This window comes from Vibrio spartinae (genome assembly GCF_024347135.1).
Taxonomy (GTDB): domain Bacteria; phylum Pseudomonadota; class Gammaproteobacteria; order Enterobacterales; family Vibrionaceae; genus Vibrio; species Vibrio spartinae.
The window spans coordinates 131,965-155,598 of sequence record NZ_AP024908.1; the positions used below are offsets into that span (position 1 = coordinate 131,965).

Below are 23,634 nucleotides of genomic sequence, written 5' to 3' on the forward strand. Positions count from 1 at the left end.
GGATTGTTATGATTGTCAGAACATTAAAGGAATGTATTCAGAGTGAGCGACGTGTCGTCGCGGAAAACTGGGAAAGCGTCCGCATGTTATTGAAAGATGACAATATGGGATTCTCATTTCATATCACGACGATTTATCAGGATACCGAGACACATATTCATTATAAGAATCATCTTGAATCTGTGTACTGCGTCTCCGGCAGCGGGGAAATTGAAGTTGTCGGTGGAGAGACCTTCCCGATTGAACCGGGAACGCTGTACATCTTGGATCAGCATGATGAACATTATCTACGGGCATATCCCGGACAGAACATGGTGATGGCTTGTGTCTTTAACCCACCGTTGAATGGACAAGAAGTTCATGATGCGTCCGGTGTCTATCCGCTGAGTTAAGTCGTCGTCAAAGTTGATTGTGATGTTGGAGGAATGTATCTATCCGGACAGTCAGGAGACTGTCCGGTCATAACAAGGAGAAAACATGTCATTTACCGTAGAGAAAATCGGCGGTACATCCATGACTGCATTTGATGCCGTCATGGAAAATATCCTGCTACGGCCGGAAAATCCTTATCAACGTATTTTTGTGGTTTCTGCTTATTCAGGCATTACCGATGCGTTATTGGAATGTAAAAAAACCGGTCAGCCCGGTATTTATCAGTTAATCGCCCAAAGAAGTGAGAAGTGGCAGGAGAAAATGGAAGAGTTAGAGCAGCGGATGATGCTCATCAACCAGAATATTTTTGCTGACCCGATGTCTCGTCTTCGCGCCGATAAGTTTATCCGCTCCCGTTTGTCTGAAGCGAAGAATTGTATCCGCAATATTATGGATACTTGCCAGCATGGACAATTTTCGCTGAATCGTTATCTGCCGCAGATTCGAGAGTTTCTGTCTTCTCTAGGAGAAGCACACAGTGCTTATAATACGGTCTTGAAGCTGAAACATTTTGGTATTAATTCTCGTTTTATTGATTTATCGGGATGGAATGAAGATCACCACGGTAGTCTGGATGATGTCATTCGTCATGCATTTGAAAGCGTTGATGTGACATGTGAACTACCGATTGTAACGGGTTATGCGTATTGTGATGAAGGTTTGATGAAAACGTATGATCGAGGCTACAGCGAGATGACATTTAGCCGTATTGCTGCCCTAACGGGCGCCGGGCAGGCGATCATTCATAAAGAATACCATCTCAGTACAGCGGATCCGGGCATTGTCGGTGCGGATGTTGTGCGCCCGATGGGAGAGACGAACTTTGATGTCGCCGATCAACTGGCGAACCTCGGCATGGAAGCGATTCACCCCAACGCTGCAACTGGACTACGCCAGCAGAATATTCCTTTGATCGTCAAAAACACCTTTGAACCGGAACACACCGGGACACGTATTTCAGGCGGACACGATCCTGAGAATCATCGTGTGGAAATTATTGCTGGCCGCGATAAAGTGTTTGCACTGCATTTGTTTGATCAATCGATGGTTGGATTGGTTGATACCGTCAGCTATGAGATGGCAGAGATGATCGCTGAAGCGAAAGTGGATCTGATCGGAAAAGAGATGAATGCCAACTCGATGACTTATTATTTACATGGGCAGAGTGATAGTTTGAACCGTCTGCTCACGAGTGTAGAACAGCGTTATCCTGCGGCATCTGTTTCTGGAAAAATGGTTGCGTTGATCTCGGCGATCGGGGCTTCGATGGACACATGTGAAGTGTTGGCAAATGGTATGGTTGCATTGGGGCAGGGTAATATTCAGCCGATGGCCGTGCTCTCGTCACTCAGAAATGTCAATGTGCAGTTTTGTGTCGAAGATAAGCATTATCATCAGGCGATTTGTTTACTCCATGAAATGTTGATTGAAGATCATTGTCCGAAAAGAAATGTAAGAAGTTATGCCGCCTGATTTAGGTTAAATGTGCATCACAATACCGAAAACGGATGACAGAGACTGTCATCCGTTTTTTTATAATGCGTTGTTCGGAGACTTTGTAGAGAAACAATAAAATAAATGTGAATCAAATATTGACGATTATTTTATAGGATGTAAATGCAGGGTCAAAATATATATTTTCCTCATGTTTTATATCAATTGATTGGGTGACTCGACGTCCGATTACCTGATAAATTTTATTACAATTATTTAAATTGAGTTTATGAAATAATTATGATAAGTGAAGTTTATTTTTGACAGTCGCGATAGTATTCATCCTATATGTCATGGTTTTCATCAAATAACATTAATCAAACCTTTGAAACAGGATTAGAAAATTTTTAACAAAAAAGGTTTTTTATAAAATAAAATTTAAAATTGATAGGTCAATCTATAAATTTAATAAAAATATTTTAATTTTGATGTTTGTCAGGTTTTTTTGGGAGAAAATATTGCACAATTTAAGTGCAATTGGTCTTGGGACATCATGATAGAGTCCGATGTATTGATTATATCGGCTGATGCATATGTTTGGCATATATTTACGGACAATGATGAAAATAAGGACATTACCTTTATCTATATTCTACATACTTTTCGTTTAAGTACGAAACTAATTGCGATAAAGATTATAGAAATTAATTAAAAGGTAAATGAAATGAATAAAAAATATTTATCCAAAACGATGGCTGCGTTGATGCTCTGTACCTCTTTTGCTTCTTTTGCAAACGCGGATAAACCGACTGTCAAAATTTACGCAACTGGAGGAACCATTGCGGGAAGTTCTGAATCAAATATGGATACAACAGATTATAAAGCCGGCAAAATCGGTGTTGATCTGTTGATTTCTGCTGTACCTGAGTTAAAAGATTTTGCCCATGTGATTGGTGAACAGATTGCAAACACAGACAGTAATAATATTAATCAGAATATTTTGTTAAAGCTCAGCAAATCGATCAGTCTGCAACTGGCTGATGCCGATACCAGTGGTGTTGTGGTCACTCATGGGACTGACACACTTGAGGAAACAGCATTTTTCCTTGATTTGACGGTAAAAAGCAACAAACCTGTTGTCATTGTTGGTGCCATGCGTCCGGCAACTGCGATTAGTGCGGATGGTGGCATGAACTTGCTGGAAGCTGTCAGACTGGCGTCAGACGATGATGCGCAAGATCGTGGCGCAATGGTTGTACTGAATGACCGGATCGGTTCTGCATTCTATACCACCAAAACCAATTCAACGATGCTGGATACATTTAAAGCAACGGAACAGGGATTTCTGGGCGCATTCTTAAGTGGTGCACCGCACTTCTATTATGAGCCGACAAAACCAGTTGATAAGCCTTATTTCGATATCAGCCATGTCAAACAATTACCAAAAGTGAAAATCTTGTATAGCTATCAGGATCAAGATCCTGCGTTGCTCCATGCCGCAATTAAAGAAGGTGCAAAAGGTATTGTCATTGCAGGCACCGGTAACGGCTCTTTATCAGATGTTATGCTTGAAGCCGTACAAGAAACAATGGATAAAGGTATTCCGGTTGTGCGCTCAACCCGTACCGGTAACGGATTCGTGACGCCAAAACAAGAAGGTATCGGCTCCGGTGTTTATAATCCTCAGAAAGCGAAAGTGCTGCTGTCTCTGGCACTGGCTCACGGTGATAACCTTAAGACAATCAGAAATTACTTCGAAAACTAAGCGGCACTGATACATATCTGCTAAAGGGTCTGCGATGCGGACCCTTTTCTATTTTGTGCCCACTTGAGATTCAACGTTCAACCTCACCGTAATGGCGATGAATCGGCGTCTCCCATTTCTTTACGAAACAGCTTCATAAGACAGCTTAATAAAACAGCTTCACGGGAAAGCTCAACGGAACAGTCACTTTTAGTGCCGGCTAATACTTTAGCGAAATACTTTAGCGGGACAGACACTTTAGCCAGCCATCTCATCATATCTATCTTGACAGGACAGCCATCTTAACCATTCAGTAATGGATCTCACTAATTGATTTTTTTCTGCAGGTAATTTGTCTGATTTCCTTATCGTTAGCTATATTGACCATTATCTAAGCAACAATTGTGATAAGGACTCCGATTATGATTCGTCATCTGTCATCGATGATTTTTACCGTACTGCTATCATTTACTTCACTATTACCACTAACGTCTGTCCACGCCGAAGATGCACCTGACAGTCTGAACGAGTTGATCCCTAAATTGGACAGCTGGGGAAGAGATCCTGTTCTGATTGAGGCCGTGAAAGCACAAAATAAGCAGGAAGTCTCTCTAGATGAGATAAAAAAAATGGATGAGACATGGAGAAACACATCGGATGTCGATGATTTCATGTCCTCTCTGATGGGTAATAAAGCCGCGAAAAGGTTGTTGGAACTTGAAAATAGTATGCCGTTTCTTATCGAGCTTTTTCTCATGGACAATCAAGGCGCTAATGTGGCGATGACCAACAAGACCTCTGACTATTGGCAGGGAGATGAGGCTAAGTTCATTCAGTCTTTCAATGGTGGTCAAGGTCAGGTTTATATTGGTGAAGTGGAATACGATGACAGTGTTCTCAGCTATCTTGTGCAGATTTCTGTCCCAGTGATTGATTCTCAGGGAAAAACGATCGGTGCGCTGACCATCGGGATTAATCTTGATGAGTATGAAGACCAATAAAGTGTTGCGGGATTGATTATCTTATCATGAATTAAACCACCGATTTTAACCAAGAATTCTCATCATCATCAGACAAGAAATCGTCGGCGGCACCTCTCCTGTTTATCATCTATAACCGGAGAGGTGGACTGTTTGGGAGGGGATTGATGAATTATTTTAAACATTTGGGGATTCGCTGGAAGTTATGTATTCCATTGATTTTTGTCATGTTATTGGTATTAACATTATCGGGCAAGAGTTTGTATTCAGAAGGATTACAGGCTGAAGCGATTACCGTTGTGACCCGCCAAGAAATCCCGGCACTGAGTATGGTGCAGTTAGCCAATCGGGATCTGTATCAGGCTTGGGTCGCGGAACGGAGTATGTTGACGTTACCCGTCAAAAGTGAGCAGTATCAACTCATGCAGAAAATGCATGATGAAAGTATTACAAACGCCAGTCACAGTATGGAAAAGCTCAAGTCATTTCAGTTGAATGCAGAGATGAAGCAACTGATAGAACAATTCTGGAAGACTTATCCTGAGTGGGTGAAAGTCACGAAGAGAATTGAACAAGAACGGAGCTCAAACTCCCGGGCCGGGCGCAGTACAGCGATAGGTTTATCGTTCAATGAGGGGTTTGAGTTATTTCAAAAGACGCAACATCACCTTGAATTAATTACCGATGTTGTCGCCTTCAACGCTGATGAACGCACGGATAAGTTAGAAGAGATGCATCAAAATTATCGTTCAGGTCAGCTGTGGTTAGTTGGTTTCTCTTTGTTTACTTGTTTGGGGATTATCTGGTTTTTCCCATTACTGATTACCGGTGATTTGAAAAACATTACACAGCAAATTCAGGCATTGGCGAAAGGGGGCGGTGATTTAACCAAACGGTTGAAATTAGATCGCCGTGATGAATTAGGAGAGCTTGCCACTTATCTGGACGAGTTCATGAGTGAACTTCATCATCTCGTGACACAGATTATCAGTAATGCGCAAGAGAACAATGTTCATGTTTCCTCGTTAGGAGAGATGTCACGCAAGGCCTGTCAGACCGCCGAGAAACAGGTGATTTCTATGCGAGAGGTCTCGGCTTCTAGTCAGGAAATGAATGTTGCTATTCAGGATGTTTCTCTCAGTACATCCGAAGTGTCAGATTCTACAGCAAAAGCAGGTCAGTCTGCCAGTGAGGGGGGACAGCAGGTCAGTGCAACCCAGCAGAGTATTGGTTTACTGAATGAAAGTGTGGAGCAGGCCGTAGCTGCCATTTCTCGCATTGATGATTTCACCAACAAGATTAATTCAGTCTTAACCATTATTAGTGGCATTGCCGAACAGACAAATTTGTTGGCCCTGAATGCTGCGATTGAAGCTGCAAGAGCTGGGGATTCCGGGCGTGGCTTCGCTGTGGTTGCCGATGAAGTTCGAGGATTGGCGAATAAAACCCAAAGTTGTACTGAAGATGTGAATGAAATGATTACCAATCTAGAGAAGAGTGTGCGAGATGCTGTCCAGATTATGAATCAGGCGACTGAAAGAGCCTCAGTGACGAAACAAGCGAGTGAGAAAACCCAGCGAGCCATTGATGACATGATGATGTCGATGGATCATGTGACCGAAAGAACCGCGCAAATTGCTGCTGTGATTGTCGAGCAGAGTAAGATGGCTAAACATATTCAGGAAGAGATTCATGTGATTGAGGCTCAGTCTCAGGAAAGTGTTGAAGAGTCTTCTGAGGTTGATCAGGCCTGCCGTAAGCTGGATGAGCTCCATCGACACTTATCTCAGGTACTTGGAAAATTTACCGTATAAACATATTGACTGCGTGGTATTGGATCAACTTCAAATTTTTTGATGAAGAGGCTCGAATGCACCTTCTCATCATTCACGGTTGAGTTTTTTAGAATTTGCTTGTCATTTGAATCATAACCGGAGAGTACCTATGTCAAACGTACGGCAAATTCACCAAATTATCCCGGCTCAGCCGACTTCTGATGGAGATGGTGTCAAAATTCGTCGGGTCGCCGGTTTCAACCACCAACAGTTTTCACCGTTTTTGATGCTCGATGAACTTAAATCTGATGAACGGGCTGATTATGTCGGTGGCTTCCCACCCCATCCGCATCGTGGTATTGAAACACTGACTTACATGATGCAAGGCCATTTTCAACATCGGGATCATATGGGGAATGTCGGAGAACTTCGTTCTGGTGGAGCACAATGGATGGCCGCGGGCCGTGGTGTCATTCATAGTGAAATGCCAATGATGGAAGATGGTTCCCTACACGGATTTCAGATTTGGATTAACCAGCCCGCGAAAAATAAGATGCAACCGGCTCAATACCATGATTTCCAGCCGGAAGTTATCACCGAATATACGCATGATGAGACGGGGCTGTTGAGAGTGCTTGCCGGTCAAGCTGAAGTTGCTGGCCAGATGTTAAGTGGTCCTTTACTGCAAACGGGTGTCCCCTTGCTTGTTGCAGACTGGCGGGCGAACTTAGGCAAGACGCTTCATCTCAAAATACCGCAACAGCATCAGGCCATGATCTATGTTTATCGGGGTGAAGTTCAACTGGATTCCCGTGTCATCAAAGCCGGAGAGCTTGCTTTACTGACTCAGGGCGATAGCTTAATGGCGCAGTCCAATACGCCTGACAATGGTATGTTGATTCTTGCCGGTGAACCCATTCACGAACCTGTGGTACACTATGGTCCGTTTGTGATGAACTCGTATGCTGAAATTGAACAAGCGATTAACGATTACAACAGTGGTCAATTTGAGACTTATTAATTGTTCATAGAAGTTTAACTGCAGTCGTGTGCAGCTTGATGTTAAATTAAGCAATGCCATCCGCGACTATATTATTGATATGCAGACTGCGCTATTGGTTTGGTAGAGGTCTATTTTTAGAGGATATCTCATCGTTCTCGATTGTGTCCATGCTTAGAATTTGTTCCAATGGATATGAGCCTGACGATGATTATCTTTGATGATCAATCGTCCCTGAAGTGAAGAAAAGGAGCACACCATTGAAATCATTATTGGCAGTGCTGGGACTATTGCTTATCGGCTGTAGCGCAGTATTGATTTATATGAGTTATCAAGATTATACCAGCCCCAAGAAAGTTTACGGTGCTTGGTTGGAAACGCAAGTCATGCATGATCGGCGAGAAGTGATTACATTTAATAAGCGTGGGGTTTATCGAAATAGTCACCTGATTACCACAAAATTTGATTTTGATGGGAAACTGGTTCAGTTTAAAAGTGGTGGCCAGGAACATATCTATCAGATTAGTGGTACTGCTGCATCTCCTCAGTTAAAACGTATTGAGCCGAGTCAACCGGTTCAGGTATTGATTAAAAAAGGTTACGAACACACACTGGAAAAGCCCGATAACGCTTGGCGTCGGGTCAATACCAGAAGCTCTTTCGCCGAAGGGTTCACCAGCGGCGATTAGTCTATTTTTTTAACGATGTGATCATACTTGGTCAGAATCGTGTCGATGGTGTGGATTGGCGCTGGTGATATACGATATTTTTTGTTAGCGTTCGACTCACTGATATCGATAATTGACCTCGACTTATGAATTCATGGATTAACGACATTCTTTCATCTCCTATATGGCAAAGAGAAGACACAAATGTGCTCTTGATTACGCTTGCCAGTTTTGTCGCCTGGATGGTATGGCGCTTTATCTATCGTCATTTGAATCAAATCACTGAAAAAACCAAAGTTCATTGGGATGATCTTCTACTTCACGCATTGCGCTCACCGATCAGTGTATTGATCTGGCTTTGGCCGGCGACGATTTCCCTCGGTTTGTTACTCGAAGATTTGATTACCAGCCGATTAGACTGGCTGGAAACCCTTAAATTGGTGCTGTTGGTCTGTTGCTTTGTCTGGACGTTGGTACGGTTAGTCAACAATATAGAAGATTACGTATTGCAGACGAAAGACAAGGATAAAACAACCGTTCAAGCCATTTCCAAAGTCGTCAAGTTATTGGTGTTTGCGATTGGTCTGTTGTCGATCATGCAAACATTTGGCCTCAGTCTGTCCGGATTACTGACGTTTGGCGGGGTCGGTGGTTTAGTGGTCGGTTTTGCTGCAAAAGATCTGCTGTCGAATTTTTTTGGTGGCATGATGATCTACTTTGATCGCCCTTTTAAAGTCGGGGACTGGATTCGCTCACCGGATCGTGTCATTGAAGGGACTGTTGAACGGATTGGCTGGCGGATGACGGTGATTCGCACATTTGATAAACGTCCGCTTTATGTACCGAACTCGGTATTCAGTAGCATCGTGGTTGAAAACCCGTCGCGAATGCTCAATCGCCGTATCTATGAGGTCATAGGTTTACGATATGGGGATTCTGAGAAGATTGCTACAATTGTCACTGATGTAAAGCAGATGCTGGAGGAGCACCCTGATATTGATGTGAACCAGACACTGATTGTTAATTTTGATTCTTTTGGCGCATCATCATTAGACTTCTTCATTTACACCTTCACGAAAACGGTCAACTGGATGCGTTATCATGATGTAAAACAGGATGTGCTGTTAAAAGTCATGGAAATTATCCACCATCACGGTGCTGATATCGCTTATCCAACCCAAACCCTCAGATTAGAGCCTGAAAGTGCGGGCACTGAATCACTCGCAGCGCACCTAAGCCAAAGTTAATCTCTGATATTTTTGGTTTTCCCTCCATTCAATGACCCGAGCAGCGCTTCGTCTGCTCGGGTATATTACTTGGTTTGTTGATATGAAGTGCTCATTCTTGTATCTCTGTGGCAATTTTGGTCATGGAGAGAGTAGATGATCTATTTGAATTTGATGAAATGAAATTGATTGCATAATATTAAATTTTGTCAGTGATGAAAACTTCCTGACAATATGATGTGATTCGAACAAATTAATCAATTCAGTTCATATTACAAAACATGAATCAAGGAGGAAAGATGCGTGTTGATATCGTTGGTCGGCTTTTGGGGGATTTTTTTCTTGAAGCAAAAGTGGCAATCGCTGATATCGGTTTGTATTACGGACTGGATGTCAGTGATTATCCAGAAAATATGACATTAGAAATGTTGGTTTATCAGCAGGTGGGCGACAAGCCTGAACAAGGAGATTCCTTTTGCTGGCAGGGACTAACCTGGGTGGTTGCCCGTGCTCGCGACTGGCAGGTTCAACTCGTCGGATTAAAGCTACCGAGGAATTGAATGGTTACGGTTGATGTCCGTGGGCATGCTCCGCTCAATTTGAGTCAAAGTTTCGGGATGAAATTGGGATTACTGAAAAGACCGCAAACTATAAAAAATATGCCAACTAAAGAGGTTAACCGCATTGAAAGGTAGATGCGCTGAGTGGCATCGGTTTATCAAGGTTGTACCGTCGTGAAGACGATGTCGCTGCACTGACACCGATAGTGGCGCTGATACCTGCGTATCGTCCATTTTTTGTAACGCTTATCTGCTAAATGTGGTTGATGGAACCGAGCGACCTGAACCATATGCTGTCATTCAGGCGGCTGCAATATATTTACGTTGGTTATGTTTCATGGCTTTGAGGGTAGCAATCAACTGATCAATATCGAAATCGATATTGAATTGTTGCTTTAAATTGGCAAGAAAGACAGCATCTTCACACATCGCTTTTTCGGGCTCGTCGCTGATCTTCGCCACAGGACGGCTATGACATTCAGCGAGTTTGATCACAATGGATAGCGGCTTATAGGGTTGCGCATCTTTGTTTTCCCAGCCACCCAGATCATTGGTTAGGAACGTCCCAATCCCGAAAGAAATCTGAGCGCGTCCCGCGAAATACTCACACAGTTCCAGTGCCTGACTAAAATCGAGGCTATCGGAGAAAATAAAGCGTTTTGTCTGCGGGTCGATCCCCAGTTTTTGGTAGTGTGCAATCATCTTTTCGCCCCAAGTGAAGGGGCAGCCTGAATCATGACGAACACCATCGTAAGCTTTCGCTAAATGCATATTAAAATCATCGAGGAAAGCATCGATATTGAGTGTATCGGTAGGCGCGATAGACAGTTGACCGTCAAATGCTGCCAGCCATTGCTCCAGTGCGACGCGTTGTGAGTCTCCCGGATTGACCAGTGCCTGATGCCCCATAAACCACTCATGTGCGATTGTACCAATCGGTTTGAGGTCAAACTTCCGGGCGAAATGATAGTTGCTCGTACCGAGTAATAGCTCAGGGATCTCTTGCTTCAACTCGGCCATGACTTGTTCTTGTATGTGTGCTGAGAAGCGGCGACGCGTTCCCATTTCGGTGAGTCTAAAGTTATCAATACCGCGTTCGGCCAACTCATGCTTCAGCGCGATAAGTTTATTGTGCAATACCTGACGAGGTAAGTCAGCAGGAACATCTTGCCAGTCATGTCGGCTTCTGACTTCTGAAATGATCGCCATAATCATCGTTTCATACAAAATCGTGTCGCGCCATGTTCCCCGAATCCCAATGCGCAGTTGACGTTTTGAACCTTGCTGGATGATGCCGAATTCAACCTGTTGTGTGGGTTGGAATTGAAAATAACGTAATGCATGCAGGAAAGCTGGTTTTAGATGAGGTGAACTCTTTTTCAGATAGTCAATGTCTGCCCAAGAAAAGCGTAACTTCGCCAGTTGTTCCACTTCACTGCGAATCTCCGGGAGTAAGCCCGTGATATCTTCTTCGGAGCGGACGGTCAGTTCGTAACGGACCTCAATGTTAGGGTAGAACGTATGGATGGCCTGCATCATATTGATTTTATATGCATCCAAATCCAACAGACTTTGAATGATATGTTTAGAAAAAAGATGATTGTTCATGGGGCCATCCTCACTATCTATGTTAGTAACATTGTGTGCCTAACCTAAGGCGGACATTAAATGAGACGCGGGCATTTGTCAATCATTAGTCTATGGTATCATGGACAGGAATATCTTATGAATGGTACCTCTTGGGTATAAAACTTTATTTATTCTCAGATTGTTTTGTCATTAAATCATCGATTGGGTTCGTAACATTCTGTGATTAAATTTGACCTATGATGATGTCATTTCATAGAATGAGCGGAGAGTTGTATGGGAAAGCTGCTTTATGATTGTAACTATCGATATGGTCTGCCTTCGTTTATCTGATGACGGCATTCAAGTTTTGCTGGTAAAACGGAATAATCCTGAGCGTCCGGATTTTGGGATGTGGGCGATCCCCGGAGGCTGGGTATACGACGAAGATTTTACCGCGCGTGGTGGGGAGCCTGCCGATGAAGATTTTGAAGCAGCACGTCGCCGAATTTGCCGACAAAAAGTGCATACATATCCTAATTTTATCAGTGACCCTTTGGTTGACGGTAATCCAAAGCGTAATCCAAATGGCTGGAGTGTCAGTATTTCCCATTATGCTTTGCTGAATCGCTCGAATATCAGACAAATTGAAGCTGCCGGAATGGATCGTAATCGTCTTGACTGGTTTGATTTGAGCCTTGTTTTACAGGGACAGATGACGCTGGCTTTTGACCATTCAGCTCAGATTCAACATGCATGGACCAAATTACGGGCAGCCGTCGAATATACTTCAGTCGTGCTCTTTTTTCTGGAAAAAGAGTTCCTGGTCGCAGAAATCATCGATGCTTATGCGAAGTTCGGGGTTGAAGTGAATCGGATGACGATTAAACGGCGGTTGATTAACTCAGAAGTGATTGTGAGTACAAATAAAATTGCGGCCCCGAATAAAGGTCGTGGACGGGGTGGAAAGCCCGCAACAGTCTATCGGCTGGCAAACAATGAAGTCAGCTACTTTCAGACTTGTCTGAGGGGCTAGAGCTAGCTCAGTCAGGCATTAGCCGTCATCCGTTTTTTGGTTTTGATCTTGCGCAGCTTGTTTGGGCTCGAGCCCATATGGGAGATCTCTGAATATTGCCGGATTTTGGTCATATTTCGGTGCTGCGTGGGGTCGTTGCCATCCCAGTAGCATAATTGCGAGTAGATTACGATGTTCACCCAGTGCCAGATTGAAGTCATCTTTTCCCGAAGGGATCATCTGCTTTAATGGCGGAATCGCTGCTTGAATCGCCTGTCTGGTCTGCGTGACGACCGGATCCTTGTCCAGCCCGGCAAGCAAAAAGCTCAGTCCGACTTCTGCAATCACATCCGGTTTTGTCCGTGCAATAATGGTTTCTATATTGGTACGAAAATAGTGGTAAATCCATTGATAATCTGCTGCTGAGACGGGATGCTGATAATAACCTGAAGCTGCAATGATGATGTGCGTCATGCCGTAAATCTTATTTTCATACTGCTGCTTGGACAGTGCTTTGTCCTGATCATCCGGATACGTTTTCCGAAATGCTTGAATAAACGCTTCTACGACATCCTGTTCACCCAATTGTCTGAGCCAGAACACTTGGTTGGCTAATTGGGCTGCCCACGCCCTGATCATCTGCGGATCGGTCGCGTACAGACTGAAATCATATTTACGCAAAACCTGACGCAGCCGCTTGTCATGTTTGTGCTTCAGACCATATTCATCTGCCCGAGCCATCGCACTGAGTAAATCAACGCCTAAGTAAATATATTCCGGATGATGTTTTGTTACCGAGAACCGTAACCGGGACCGCTCACCTTGACGCCCTTTATAAGAGGACAGGCGTTGTTGAGAGTACAGATAAATCGCTTCAGGTGTGGTGACATCGTTAGCGAAGTGATTCAGTGTACTGGCAACTCTGGCCATATCCTGCCAAATCCCCGCAGCATACTTGTTATCTAAGGTTTGTCGGTACATCCGTAGTGCGTAATGCCCTGCTTTGAAGGCCGGTAGTGTATAGAGGCGCTGCTCATAATATTCAGCGATTTGATCTGCGGAATCCTGATAACTGGGGGGAAATGTAGTCGCTTCATTTGCAGTGGGCGTTCCAATCTGCGTATTCGGTGCCGCAATACTCTGACAGATAAATATGATGAATAAAATTGAAGCTATGCCACATTTATTTAACATACGCAGACCCAGTTCACAGAGGATGATTTATAAACATATGCACTCGTTGCCGCAGTTATGTTAGCGCAGTGCAATAAGTCTGTGAAATTATCGCATTCGCTGACAGTTGCGGTACTTCTGCATCGTGATTCTTGATATTTTAAATGAAAAAATAAATCAGGTTTGGTCTTGTTTTATATTGTAGTTATTAATAACTAAGTCACTAGTGGGGCGTTCTTATTGGTTGAAAGTGGCTATTTTGATATGAACTGTTTGATTGTAATAAATTGTTAATGTCAGAGTGCTCTTTTGTCTATTGATCAGGTCAATGACCATTTCATGGCTGGAGGAATACGACATATTCACACCAGTCCCTCACGAGAGAGGAGCATTATGCGCGACGTTCTGTTCAAAAAATGGACAGTAATTGGTTTTCTTGTTTTACTTGCCTGTATTTTGATTGTGTTGGTTGAGTTTATTTTCCAGCGTCATCAAGAGGTGATGCGTCAAGAAATTCAAAGCCGGACAACAGAGGAACTTTCCATTATTCGATTTAAGCTGGAAGCGACAATTCTGGCCGATATTTATGTGGCGAAAAGTTTGTCAACGTTGACGACTGTGAATGCCAGCACCGTTGCTGAGAGTTGGGAAAAAGTCTCGCAACGCATTATGGAGCAAGGGAAATATATTCGATCACTGAGTCTTGCTCCCAATGATATTATTGAGTACGTCTATCCGTTGAAAGAAAACAACAAAAACAAAGTCGTCGGGTTGGATTTTCGGACGATGCCTGAGCAGTGGAAAACGGTTAAACAAGCGCATGAATTGAAAGAAATTTTTATTGCCGGTCCGGTTGCGCGGGGGGAAGACGATCAGGTGATTATTGCGCGCTGTCCGGTTTTTCTTGACCCGCCATATAATCAATTTTATTGGGGGGTGATCAGTGTCGATATTGATATCGATAGTTTGCTTGAGTCGCTTAAGGTTGACGAGGTTCTGCCCGGTTATGATATTGCAATCCGTGGGAAAGACAGTTCGGGAGAACAGGGCGCAGTGTTCTGGGGAGAACCTGATGTCTTTCAACATGCGTTTGCTCAGGAGATGATCTATTTTCCGCATGGCTCTTGGAGTATTGCCATTGCAGAACAAGACAACGTCAATATTCTTGATCAAGTCCCTTGGTTTCAGACTAATATTGTGCGCGTGATTGGTTATCTGTTACTGGTGTTTCTCATCGCTTCTTTTCTGGTGATTTATCGTCTTTACGATAAATCAAATCGCCTTTCTCTGTATGATGAACTGACTCATCTTCCGAATCGCCGTTATTTTATGAATGAACTGAATCGGTATTTCGAGCGAGAAAAGCGAGCCAAGCAACCGATGGGATTTGCCTTATTGTGTATTGATGTGAATAAATTCAAAACGATCAATGATACCCATGGACATAATGTCGGGGATCAGGTGCTGGTGGAGTGTGCCCGACGGATTGAAAATGCGATTCGGGACAACGATTGTGCAGCGCGTATTGGTGGTGACGAATTTTTAGTCTTGTTGAAAGGCGGTGAAAAAGGGGAAGATTTACGGAAAATTATGGATCGAGTGCGTCATGCGGTTGGCGTGACCCCCGTGATCTGTGGTGAGCTCGCAATCCCGGTTGGCATCAGTGTCGGTTATACACGCTACCAACCAGAAATGCAGAGTGTTAACGAAATGATTCATCATGCTGATAATGAAATGTACGATGAAAAATACGCGTCCTGAGTTCCGGTGAGTACCCGAATCATCGACAGGCACCTGACAGTGTTATTGGTCAGTCACAATTATATTGTCGGGTGCAGTGTAGCAGCTTGGCTTCCGGGGACAGACACTTCCTCTGGGGCAGATTAACCGGGCATCGTTGACGATACCGCGTTCTATCCACTTGATATTGAGTATTTTCGCCAGTGTCGTCAGTTCATTCTGAATCGCTGACGGTATGGCTGACATCCCGCCGTTTCTGACACAAGATTCTTTCAGTTCCATCGCCATTTGCCGGGCATCTCCTCCCTGAGCATTGATCGCTGGGTTCAGATCAATGCCGGCACATAGCACCCGGTTATTCCCCGCGGGATCAACGAGATTCAGCGATTCACAACAGTAGATTCTGGGCTCATCCCCGACATTAAGCAGTGATATTTGCGCAGAGCTGGATGACTGTGGATGTTTCAGTTGCCGAAAGACTGCCCAGTGTTGGCAGGGATCGTTGACTGTCCTCATATTGCCCCAAGGGAGTGGAATCCCGTTGCCACGGTAGACAGCTTTGAGCTTCCCTTCTCCATAGGCATCAAAGTAATGCCAGTAAGGATAAGGAGAGACCACCGTCATTCTGCGCATGGCGACGGATGGTGACACACCGACTTTCTGATGGACGCTGATCTCATAGCCATTGCGATCCAGCAATTGCCGGAATGGGACTTTCGGGCAGAGCAGTGCACCGGCAAAAAAGCTGGATTCGAAATCTCGCCAAGCCTGTAGGATATCTTTTGAGTTGAGCTCATAACTGGTTTGTGGATTTGCCATATCTTCCCAGCTACTGGTATGACCGATAGAGAGAACGGTTTTACAGCCCTCCTTGCTGTGAAGAATGTTGTGACCGATGTATACCGCGAGATCATACTTGAGACGAGTCGGATGATGTTTCATGACCTCATTGAGGTAAATCCCGTTCGGTGATTCGAAATAAGATGTGACTAACTGTTTGGCACTGAGCCCCAACTCATCTTGCACATCTTGAGGCGCTTGTGAAAACCAGTGGATCGCGAGCCCCAAATGTCTGGCAATATCCGTCAGATCCTCAACAGTCAGATTCAGTTTCTTGAGTCCGATGTTCTCTGCTGCACGCTCCAGATCCGGGAAATGATTCTGCAGGCTTTCTTGATGTGCCCGGATGAGTAGTTGGGCGAACTGACGACCGGTAATGCCTGTCTGAGACAACATCTCCGGGATTGCAATCTGGAGAATGTCTTGTGAAAACAGAAAGCTGGGCTCTAATGCCATCCCGTTGATGCCCCCCCGACTTCCTCTATCCGGGGTGATATCGATCTGTTCCGGTTGGTCGTCGAGAAACCACTGTGGACTTTTTTGGAAGACTTCCGCGATCACCGTGAGCATGTCGATACTCGGCACCCGTTTCCCCCGTTCAATCATCGAGAGATAAGACACCGAGGGGGCATATTCAGGATTCAGACGAATGCAACGAGATGATAAATCTTCCATTGTCAGATGATTTCGTTTCCTCAAATTTCTGACTTTGGTGCCCAGAAAGTGAGACTGTCGAATTAAGCTTTTAGATGCGGTCATTTGTAAAATTCACACTGTAAAATTTTTGTTGTGAAATTGTGTATAAAAATAGATTAGTCTAAAAAGTAAGCGAAATCACGATACAGCCAAAAAAGAGTATTGGATGGTGTGATTTTGTGAAGCGGGGAGTGTGAAACAAAGATAGTTTGCAACAAAGAGGATGTATGAATGAATATGCCAATGTTACAGAGTTCGTTAGAGACGGATCGGCCGTTAAAATCAAATGACTCATCATATGAGCAACAGTCAGGTCAGTTTATTACCGAGATGGTCATGTCCGTGGAGTCGTTGGGGGCAGGACAGACACAAGAAAAACAACTTCAGGCGAAGCAGTTACTTGACCAGCTTTTCCCGTTGCATGAAGGATCGCATCGTGATGTGACTGGTTATGTGATCGATTATCATCACTTGATGGCTTATTTTGAGGACGGACGTCATACCGGACTTCGTTATCCGCAACATTTCGTTGCCTACCTCGGGGATCGCAATGGTCCGGAAGCGATTTTGTTTCGTAATGGCGATGGATGTCACGTTGAAGTCACGCTGGGGAATGGCAAAGGAACGGGAATGCCGGAACTGGTTTTGGTTGATGACATTCAATTGGAAACTTATACCCACTTGAACTCCGTTGCTTCAGAAAGTCATGCAACGTTAGGTCTTCGTCATTGGGTCAGTTTGGTGAGAGCTGATGGACAAGGGCATCCTCAGGTGTGCAGCGAAAATAAAGAATATCAGTCTAAAGATGAAGCGGATTATCAGTTGGGTATCAGTTTCCATCTTAACTCATTCAGTGCTTGATGCGGTTTCGCGCTGCTATCGCATGTTCGTTCATTCACATTACTCAGTACACATCAATAACCGCGTATCGGTTGCCAAGCAATCCATACGCGGTTGGTGTGTTGACCGACAGTTCTTATAATCGTTAGCTGCTAAAAGCCCGCTCCTGCAATTTCGTTGCCCCACGGAGCATCGCTTCGACTAACTCGGTCGCGTGAAATTTTTCCAGTGCTTGATGGGCGCCAACCTGACGGGCGCGATCAACACAGATCTCACTGGAAAGTGAGGTATGGAGGATAATGTAGGCATGGTTCAGGGTATCATCATTCTGGATTTCGAACGCTAACTCATAGCCGTCAAGGCCCGGCATTTCGATATCGCTGACCAGAATGTCGATCGGGGAGCCTTGTTCTGCCCGATTGCGCATTAATTGCAGACCCTCTGCCCCGTTCTTGCAAATTTCATAGGGGATATTGATGCCGTCCAAGGCATCGGCTAACTGTTTTCGGGCCAGACTCGAGTCATCAACGAGTAAAATATTAAAGGACTTGAGTTTTTCTCGCTCTATATCCGTCAGAATCGGAATTTTGGTTGCTTCATATTGTGGATATATCTTCGACAGGAGTAGTTCGACATCCAGCATTTGGACGATATTATCCTGATAACGCGTGATGCCGGTAACAAAAATGTTATGTCCGGCCGTTGATGGTGCTGACTCTATCGAGCGCCAGTCACATTCAATGATTTTTTCAATCGACCGGACCATAAATGCAACGACAGTCCGCAGACAGTCGGTGACAATCAAATAACAATTTTGATATTCCTCCGGTGGAATTGACCGGAAACCAATGGCAGCGGCCATATCAATCACTGGAATGGTCATATTACGAATGGTAACTGTACCAACAACATTGTGATGAGAATACGGGATTTGTGTCATCGGTTGATAAGACACAATTTCTCGAATCTTTAAGGTGCCAATAGCAAACAGCTGACGTTTCAGATTGAGTGTAAACATCAACATCCCTTGCGATTGATTGGCTTTACTAACGGTTTTCGCCATGACGATTTACCTTAAAAAATACTTACGCCAATAATATACTTAAATTGCGCTAAGATGCGAGTTCCAATCGACTGGTACGTTGAGTCGTCTTTAGTTTGTCATTTCTGGAATATACATCACATCCAAGTGTAATTACGAAGATGATGCGCTTACTCATAAGCATACTGCAAAATGCCAGTTTATCGATTGTTCTGGCTATTTTATGCCCGATTTTTTGGTGAGAGAGATACGTGTAACCCGTATTCAACTTCGTTCTTGACGACTTTTGCTGCGTTAACTCTCTGTAACATCTCTATGACTTGTGTCGATATGAAAAATGTCTACTATGATAGAAAGAGTTCTGCCCATTGGTATTGAGAAAGAGGTGTCTTTCATGCTTTTTAACCGTTCCCTTGTCAAAGAAAATGAAGCCTTAAAAAAAGAGCTTCACATGATCAAACAGATGCAAGACAGCCTTGGCAAAGAAATGTTAACGATGACGCTGGACTCGAATGGTTTGGTGAGTTCGGTGAATTCGCTTTTTTGTAAAGAAATGAAATACGAGTCACAAAATGTCGAGGGATGTAAACTCACCGACATGGTGCCACCGAAAGAGCGTTCGACCGGACATTACCAACGCTTAAGTCATGCATTGAAAGACGGTAAGCATTGGAATGGTGCGTTGCAACTGCTGAAAGGGAACAGTGAAGAATCATGGTTACGGGCGATTTTGCAGCCAATCTACAATATTGATAAGCAGCTGGAATATTTTTTACTTTATGCTTCTGAACTCACCCAAACCATTCGCGCTTCAAGAGAGCATGAAGATATGATCGCAGCATTGCTGCGTTCGACGGCTGTGATTGAGTTTGATCTTGACGGGCATGTTCTGACAGCAAATGATAACTTTCTTCGCGCAACGAGTTATAAAAAAGAAGAAATTGTCGGTAAACATCACCGTATGTTCTGCGAACCTGGACTCTATAATTCTCCTGAATATGAGAGTTTTTGGCGTGAGCTGAGGAAAGGTAATTTTATCTCGGATCGATTTAAGCGAATCGATAAATATGGGAATACTGTGTGGTTGGAAGCGTCTTATAACCCGATTCACAACAACCATGGTGAACTCTATAAAGTTGTTAAATTTGCTTCTGTGATCACAGAACAGATGAATCGGGAAAAGGCCATCTCTGAAGCTGCAAACATTGCCTACGAAACATCCCAGTTAACTGATACACAGGCAGCAAAAGCACAGATTGTCATTCAGGATACGATTCAGACCATGGAAGAACTTGAACAGCAGATGATTCACGCCTGCCAAGGGATTAAGGATCTGGACGAGCTTTCTAAGAAGGTCAGTGATCTGGTGGGCAACATCAGCGGGATTGCCGATCAAACCAACTTACTTGCTTTGAATGCTGCCATTGAGGCAGCCAGAGCCGGTGATCAGGGGCGTGGCTTTGCTGTCGTCGCTGATGAAGTCAGGGAGCTTGCCTTACGCACCAGCAAAACCACTTCTGAAATTGTGGACGTGGTGTCCAAGAACCAAAAACTGACAGAAAATGCGGTTGGGCTGATTGAAAATGGCCAGCAGAGAGCGAAAGACGGGTTGCAGCTTTCGAATGATGCCGGGGTTGTGATGGCAGATATTCAGGATGGGGCGAAAAAAGTCGTGAATGCGATAGAGCAGTTCCATCAGAAACTGTAAGACAACAAGCTTGGTGATTGGGTGGATAGTGACTTCATTGATGAAGTTCGCTACACTTCGCGTCCTTTAAGCGGGGAGGCGATCCAATGGCAAAAACAGCAGCAGCGTTGCATATTCTGGTAAAACATCAGAATCAGGCTGAAGATATTCTACAGCAGCTTAAGAAAGGTGCTAAATTTCAAACGCTTGCCCGAAAATATTCTTTGTGTCCTTCCGGCAAGAAAGGAGGAGATCTGGGGGAGTTTCGTCAGGGACAAATGGTGCCCGCATTTGACAAAGCTTGCTTTCGTGGGGAAGTTCTCAAACCTCAGATTGTCAAAACCAAATTTGGCTGGCACGTGATTAAGGTGCTGTATCGGACGTGAGTGGACGTTTTCGTTCTGCTATCGGGTTCGGTCTTCAATCTCATCAAATGCTTCCACAGAACGGTGCATGTTATCCGTTGCCGAACGCCATATATTTTGAAATTCATCTATTTTTTCGCTTGGCACTCGCCACTTATATACGACTCTAAACATATAGCGTTCTACTGAATCTGTTGATGATGGGTTATTCTGACAAATCTGAGAGTGCTTTGGTCTTGCTCAGATAGTCATGTTGTAAAATATACATCCGTTTGACATCCTGATAGCGCCCATTAATAAAGAACTCTCCAATCAAATGCCCCTCTTCAATAAAACCAGCTTTCCGATACAAATAAATCGCCACTTCATTGTCGATAGCAACGTGCAGATAAATCTTGTGCAGATTGAGAATGGTAAATGAGTAATCCAATGCTTTGTTGATGAGATCTATCGCATAGCCTCTTCCCTGATATTCAGGGGTAATAATGATCTGAAACTCAGCGCTTCTGTGAATGTAGTTGATCTCAATTAATTCAACCAGACCGATCAGCTGCTTATTTTCATTTTCTACGACAAAACGTCTTTCTGCATTGTCGTGAATATGTTTGTTATACAACTCTTCAAGTTCATCAAAGGATTCATACGGTTCTTCAAACCAATATGACATGATATTTCTATTATTATTAAGATTGTGAATAAAACGGAGATCCTGACGTTCTAATGCCCGTAGGTAAAGTTCACTTTTCATGGAATGATCCGAAGTTAATCTTGCATTAAGTATTTTCATGAGACACATCTATCTGCCGATGTGCATCAGAGACTCGTATAACATAGCATGTTGAAAGGACAGGCACCAGAAAGCTTGCAACGTGTCGGGATGCTGAGAGGACAGGCACCTGAACGGCACATTGGTGAGGGGGCATGAGCATCGAGGGGACGTGATATTTTTGCTCTGAAAGGAAGTCAAGCAAGGGCATCACAGACCAGAATACCTTCGGTCTGTGATGGTTGAGTATTATTTCAGGTATTGAACATGGGCTTCCATTTCTTCGCCGATTTCTTGGCGCATATTCATTAAACGAATTGCTGACTCTCTGAGTGCAATGTCTTCCGGTGTGACTGGTAACCACTCTGGTACAGTGCTTGGTTTTCCATCTTCATCGACAGCAACCATAATCACAATACAGTGTGTGGTCAGTCGATTTTCTTGCAATTTAGGGTCACTTGCCTGAACGTCGATCGCGACATGCATGGATGTTCGCCCGGTATAGACGATTTTGGCGGTTACTTCGACGAGGTTACCAACCAAAATCGGGGCAACAAACCGGATACCTCCCGCATAGGCTGTAATGCAGTATTTTCCACTCCAAGCCGCAGAGCAGGCATAAGCGGCTAAGTCGATCCACTTCATCACGGCCCCCCCGTGAACTTTACCGCCGAAGTTTACATCGCTGGGCTCAGCCAGAAAACGCAGTGTGAGCTCTCTTTTATTATTTGTCATATCGACGTCCTCATCAATTGTGAATACAACCATACCTTGAAACAGTTCGAAAACGCACCCTGCTGTTGCTCATTAAGTACAACAAATATTTAACATGGGCAATATTAAAGAAACTTATTCTCAAAAATCTGAAAGTCAAGCAGATCGAGCGAACCCGGGATAAATCATGGAAACAGTTCCCGAATTCGATGCGGTGAGAGATTTGCCGGTTATACGATGCTGATGATTGACTGGCGAGGGGGAGACCACGGGTGAGACATGATGGATGATGAAATCAGTTGAATGATATTGTTCGTTTATTCATAAAAAATATTAATCATTATCAGTGCCATAGCAATCAATATATTTTTTAATCCAATTTAAAAAGGCCTGTAATTTAGGCCGTGTTTCATGACCTTTAGGACAAATTAAATCATAGCCATACCCTGATGGGACTCGTTCAAATAGTGAAACCAAGGCACCACTTTCAAGGTACGATTGAATCGTATGGTAGCGGCCTAAGGCGATGCCCATTGAATTTCGAGCGGCAACCATCGTTAGTTCTTCATGATTAAATACATACTTATGTTTTAAAATACCGGCGCTTCTACCCGTCGCACTGAACCAATGCTGCCATTCACTTAAGGGCGATAAAAATTCTAACGACTCGGTGCAATGCAGAAAAGTGGCTTCTTTCAGGCGTGATTCACTTTCATATAAATTCAGACGTTGTGCATATTCAGGAGTACATACAGGAACCAAGTTTTCATCAAACAGCCGGATGTGATAAAAATTTGGATGCGTTTCATTACCATAGTAAATCGCGATATCAACCGGTTGATTATGGAAGTCCAGTTTACTTGCCTTGACCCGCATCTTTACATCCAGATAAGGATATAAACGTTGAAATTCAGCCATTTTAGGGACTAACCATAAGTGGGCAAATGTTGGCGCGATCCCAATATACAATTCTCCTCTTAATTCATTGAAGCGAATATCGTCAACTTCAGTGAAGATATTTGACAGAGAGGAGGTCAGTGTCCTGAGCATTCGGTGACCATCTTCAGTCAGCTCGAGCTTTCTTGTGAGACGAACAAAAAGTGTGAAACCAAGATCGGCTTCAAGCTTTTTAATTCTTTGGCTGACCGCTCCCTGAGTCAGGCACAATTCTTCTGCTGCTAATGTAAAACTTAAAAACTTGGCTACAACACTGAAAGTATAAAGGTTTGCTAAGATATTTTGCTTATCTGCCATGTCGGTGAATCGTCCTATGCATTAGATATATTAATTCATAAATATCACGAATTCGTTTGTCGCTGTTGGGGTTGTCAGGTGCAATGAACACAAGAAGGACACACGAGAGAGTATTGC

The 23,634-nt window shown here is 43.9% G+C and carries 21 protein-coding genes; 14 read left to right on the forward strand and 7 right to left on the reverse strand.

What is annotated here, in order from left to right:
• The first annotated feature begins 8 nt into the window (after positions 1–8).
• From OCU60_RS18365 to OCU60_RS18405, 9 genes are all read left to right on the forward strand, one after another.
• Positions 9–392 (forward strand): ectoine synthase, encoded by a 384-nt coding sequence (locus tag OCU60_RS18365; protein ID WP_021021325.1) that lies wholly within the window; start codon positions 9–11, stop codon positions 390–392.
• Between the two features lie 85 nt (positions 393–477).
• Positions 478–1,905 carry an aspartate kinase gene (locus tag OCU60_RS18370; protein ID WP_074375196.1) on the forward strand — a complete coding sequence of 476 codons (1,428 nt, stop codon included), beginning with the start codon at positions 478–480 and terminating at the stop codon, positions 1,903–1,905.
• A gap of 685 nt (positions 1,906–2,590) precedes the next feature.
• The gene (locus OCU60_RS18375; protein ID WP_074375197.1) at positions 2,591–3,631 is read left to right on the forward strand and encodes a type II asparaginase; all 1,041 of its coding nucleotides are present in this window, start codon (positions 2,591–2,593) and stop codon (positions 3,629–3,631) included.
• Between the two features lie 401 nt (positions 3,632–4,032).
• Positions 4,033–4,611, forward strand: coding sequence for a PDC sensor domain-containing protein (locus tag OCU60_RS18380; RefSeq protein WP_205410556.1), 579 nt, complete (start codon positions 4,033–4,035; stop codon positions 4,609–4,611).
• A gap of 146 nt (positions 4,612–4,757) precedes the next feature.
• Positions 4,758–6,404, forward strand: coding sequence for a methyl-accepting chemotaxis protein (locus OCU60_RS18385; protein ID WP_074375198.1), 1,647 nt, complete (start codon positions 4,758–4,760; stop codon positions 6,402–6,404).
• Positions 6,405–6,534: 130 nt separating this feature from the next.
• Positions 6,535–7,386 carry a pirin family protein gene (locus OCU60_RS18390; RefSeq protein WP_074375199.1) on the forward strand — a complete coding sequence of 284 codons (852 nt, stop codon included), beginning with the start codon at positions 6,535–6,537 and terminating at the stop codon, positions 7,384–7,386.
• Positions 7,387–7,625: 239 nt separating this feature from the next.
• Positions 7,626–8,054 (forward strand): DUF2850 domain-containing protein, encoded by a 429-nt coding sequence (locus OCU60_RS18395; RefSeq protein WP_083602789.1) that lies wholly within the window; start codon positions 7,626–7,628, stop codon positions 8,052–8,054.
• Between the two features lie 125 nt (positions 8,055–8,179).
• Positions 8,180–9,280 carry a mechanosensitive ion channel family protein gene (locus tag OCU60_RS18400; protein ID WP_074375201.1) on the forward strand — a complete coding sequence of 367 codons (1,101 nt, stop codon included), beginning with the start codon at positions 8,180–8,182 and terminating at the stop codon, positions 9,278–9,280.
• 278 nt (positions 9,281–9,558) lie between these two features.
• Complete coding sequence (locus OCU60_RS18405; RefSeq protein ID WP_074375202.1) at positions 9,559–9,819, forward strand: transporter associated domain-containing protein; 261 nt, start codon at positions 9,559–9,561, stop codon at positions 9,817–9,819.
• Positions 9,820–10,119: 300 nt separating this feature from the next.
• Here the strand turns inward: OCU60_RS18405 and pncB are convergent, their stop codons facing one another.
• Positions 10,120–11,427, reverse strand: a complete 1,308-nt coding sequence (pncB, locus tag OCU60_RS18410; RefSeq protein WP_074375203.1) for a nicotinate phosphoribosyltransferase — start codon at positions 11,425–11,427, stop codon at positions 10,120–10,122.
• A gap of 271 nt (positions 11,428–11,698) precedes the next feature.
• Here pncB and OCU60_RS18415 point away from each other — a divergent pair, with 271 nt between their 5' ends.
• Positions 11,699–12,421, forward strand: a complete 723-nt coding sequence (locus OCU60_RS18415) for an NUDIX hydrolase (protein WP_074375204.1) — start codon at positions 11,699–11,701, stop codon at positions 12,419–12,421.
• 18 nt (positions 12,422–12,439) lie between these two features.
• On the opposite strand, the gene OCU60_RS18420 is transcribed toward OCU60_RS18415, so the two are convergent.
• Positions 12,440–13,594, reverse strand: coding sequence for a DUF3541 domain-containing protein (locus tag OCU60_RS18420; RefSeq protein WP_074375205.1), 1,155 nt, complete (start codon positions 13,592–13,594; stop codon positions 12,440–12,442).
• Between the two features lie 372 nt (positions 13,595–13,966).
• On the opposite strand from OCU60_RS18420, the gene OCU60_RS18425 reads away from it, so the two are divergent.
• Positions 13,967–15,334: a diguanylate cyclase gene (locus tag OCU60_RS18425; protein ID WP_159439506.1), complete on the forward strand. Its 1,368-nt coding sequence runs from the start codon at positions 13,967–13,969 to the stop codon at positions 15,332–15,334.
• A gap of 42 nt (positions 15,335–15,376) precedes the next feature.
• Here OCU60_RS18425 and OCU60_RS18430 read toward each other — a convergent pair whose 3' ends face one another.
• Positions 15,377–16,912 (reverse strand): DUF3612 domain-containing protein, encoded by a 1,536-nt coding sequence (locus OCU60_RS18430; RefSeq protein ID WP_074375206.1) that lies wholly within the window; start codon positions 16,910–16,912, stop codon positions 15,377–15,379.
• A 174-nt stretch (positions 16,913–17,086) separates the two neighbouring features.
• Between OCU60_RS18430 and OCU60_RS18435 the strand changes: the two genes are divergently transcribed.
• Positions 17,087–17,710, forward strand: a complete 624-nt coding sequence (locus OCU60_RS18435) for an aldolase/citrate lyase/malate synthase family protein (RefSeq protein ID WP_074375272.1) — start codon at positions 17,087–17,089, stop codon at positions 17,708–17,710.
• Positions 17,711–17,834: 124 nt separating this feature from the next.
• Here the strand turns inward: OCU60_RS18435 and OCU60_RS18440 are convergent, their stop codons facing one another.
• On the reverse strand, positions 17,835–18,752 hold the full coding sequence (locus OCU60_RS18440) for a chemotaxis protein (RefSeq protein WP_074375207.1): 918 nt from the start codon (positions 18,750–18,752) through the stop codon (positions 17,835–17,837).
• Positions 18,753–19,125: 373 nt separating this feature from the next.
• On the opposite strand from OCU60_RS18440, the gene OCU60_RS18445 reads away from it, so the two are divergent.
• Both OCU60_RS18445 and ppiC read left to right on the forward strand, forming a co-directional pair.
• Positions 19,126–20,439 carry a methyl-accepting chemotaxis protein gene (locus OCU60_RS18445; RefSeq protein WP_074375273.1) on the forward strand — a complete coding sequence of 438 codons (1,314 nt, stop codon included), beginning with the start codon at positions 19,126–19,128 and terminating at the stop codon, positions 20,437–20,439.
• Positions 20,440–20,525: 86 nt separating this feature from the next.
• Positions 20,526–20,804, forward strand: a complete 279-nt coding sequence (gene ppiC / locus OCU60_RS18450) for a peptidylprolyl isomerase PpiC (protein ID WP_074375208.1) — start codon at positions 20,526–20,528, stop codon at positions 20,802–20,804.
• A 184-nt stretch (positions 20,805–20,988) separates the two neighbouring features.
• Here ppiC and speG read toward each other — a convergent pair whose 3' ends face one another.
• The 3 genes from speG to OCU60_RS18465 all read right to left on the reverse strand — a co-directional run bounded on the left by speG (position 20,989) and on the right by OCU60_RS18465 (position 23,517).
• Positions 20,989–21,531: a spermidine N1-acetyltransferase gene (gene speG / locus OCU60_RS18455; RefSeq protein ID WP_074375209.1), complete on the reverse strand. Its 543-nt coding sequence runs from the start codon at positions 21,529–21,531 to the stop codon at positions 20,989–20,991.
• Positions 21,532–21,798: 267 nt separating this feature from the next.
• A complete protein-coding gene (locus OCU60_RS18460; protein WP_074375274.1) occupies positions 21,799–22,284 on the reverse strand; it encodes an acyl-CoA thioesterase in 486 nt (161 codons plus the stop codon).
• A 312-nt stretch (positions 22,285–22,596) separates the two neighbouring features.
• Entirely contained in the window at positions 22,597–23,517 is a 921-nt protein-coding gene (locus tag OCU60_RS18465; protein WP_074375210.1) for a LysR substrate-binding domain-containing protein, read from the reverse strand.
• Positions 23,518–23,634: the final 117 nt, after the last annotated feature.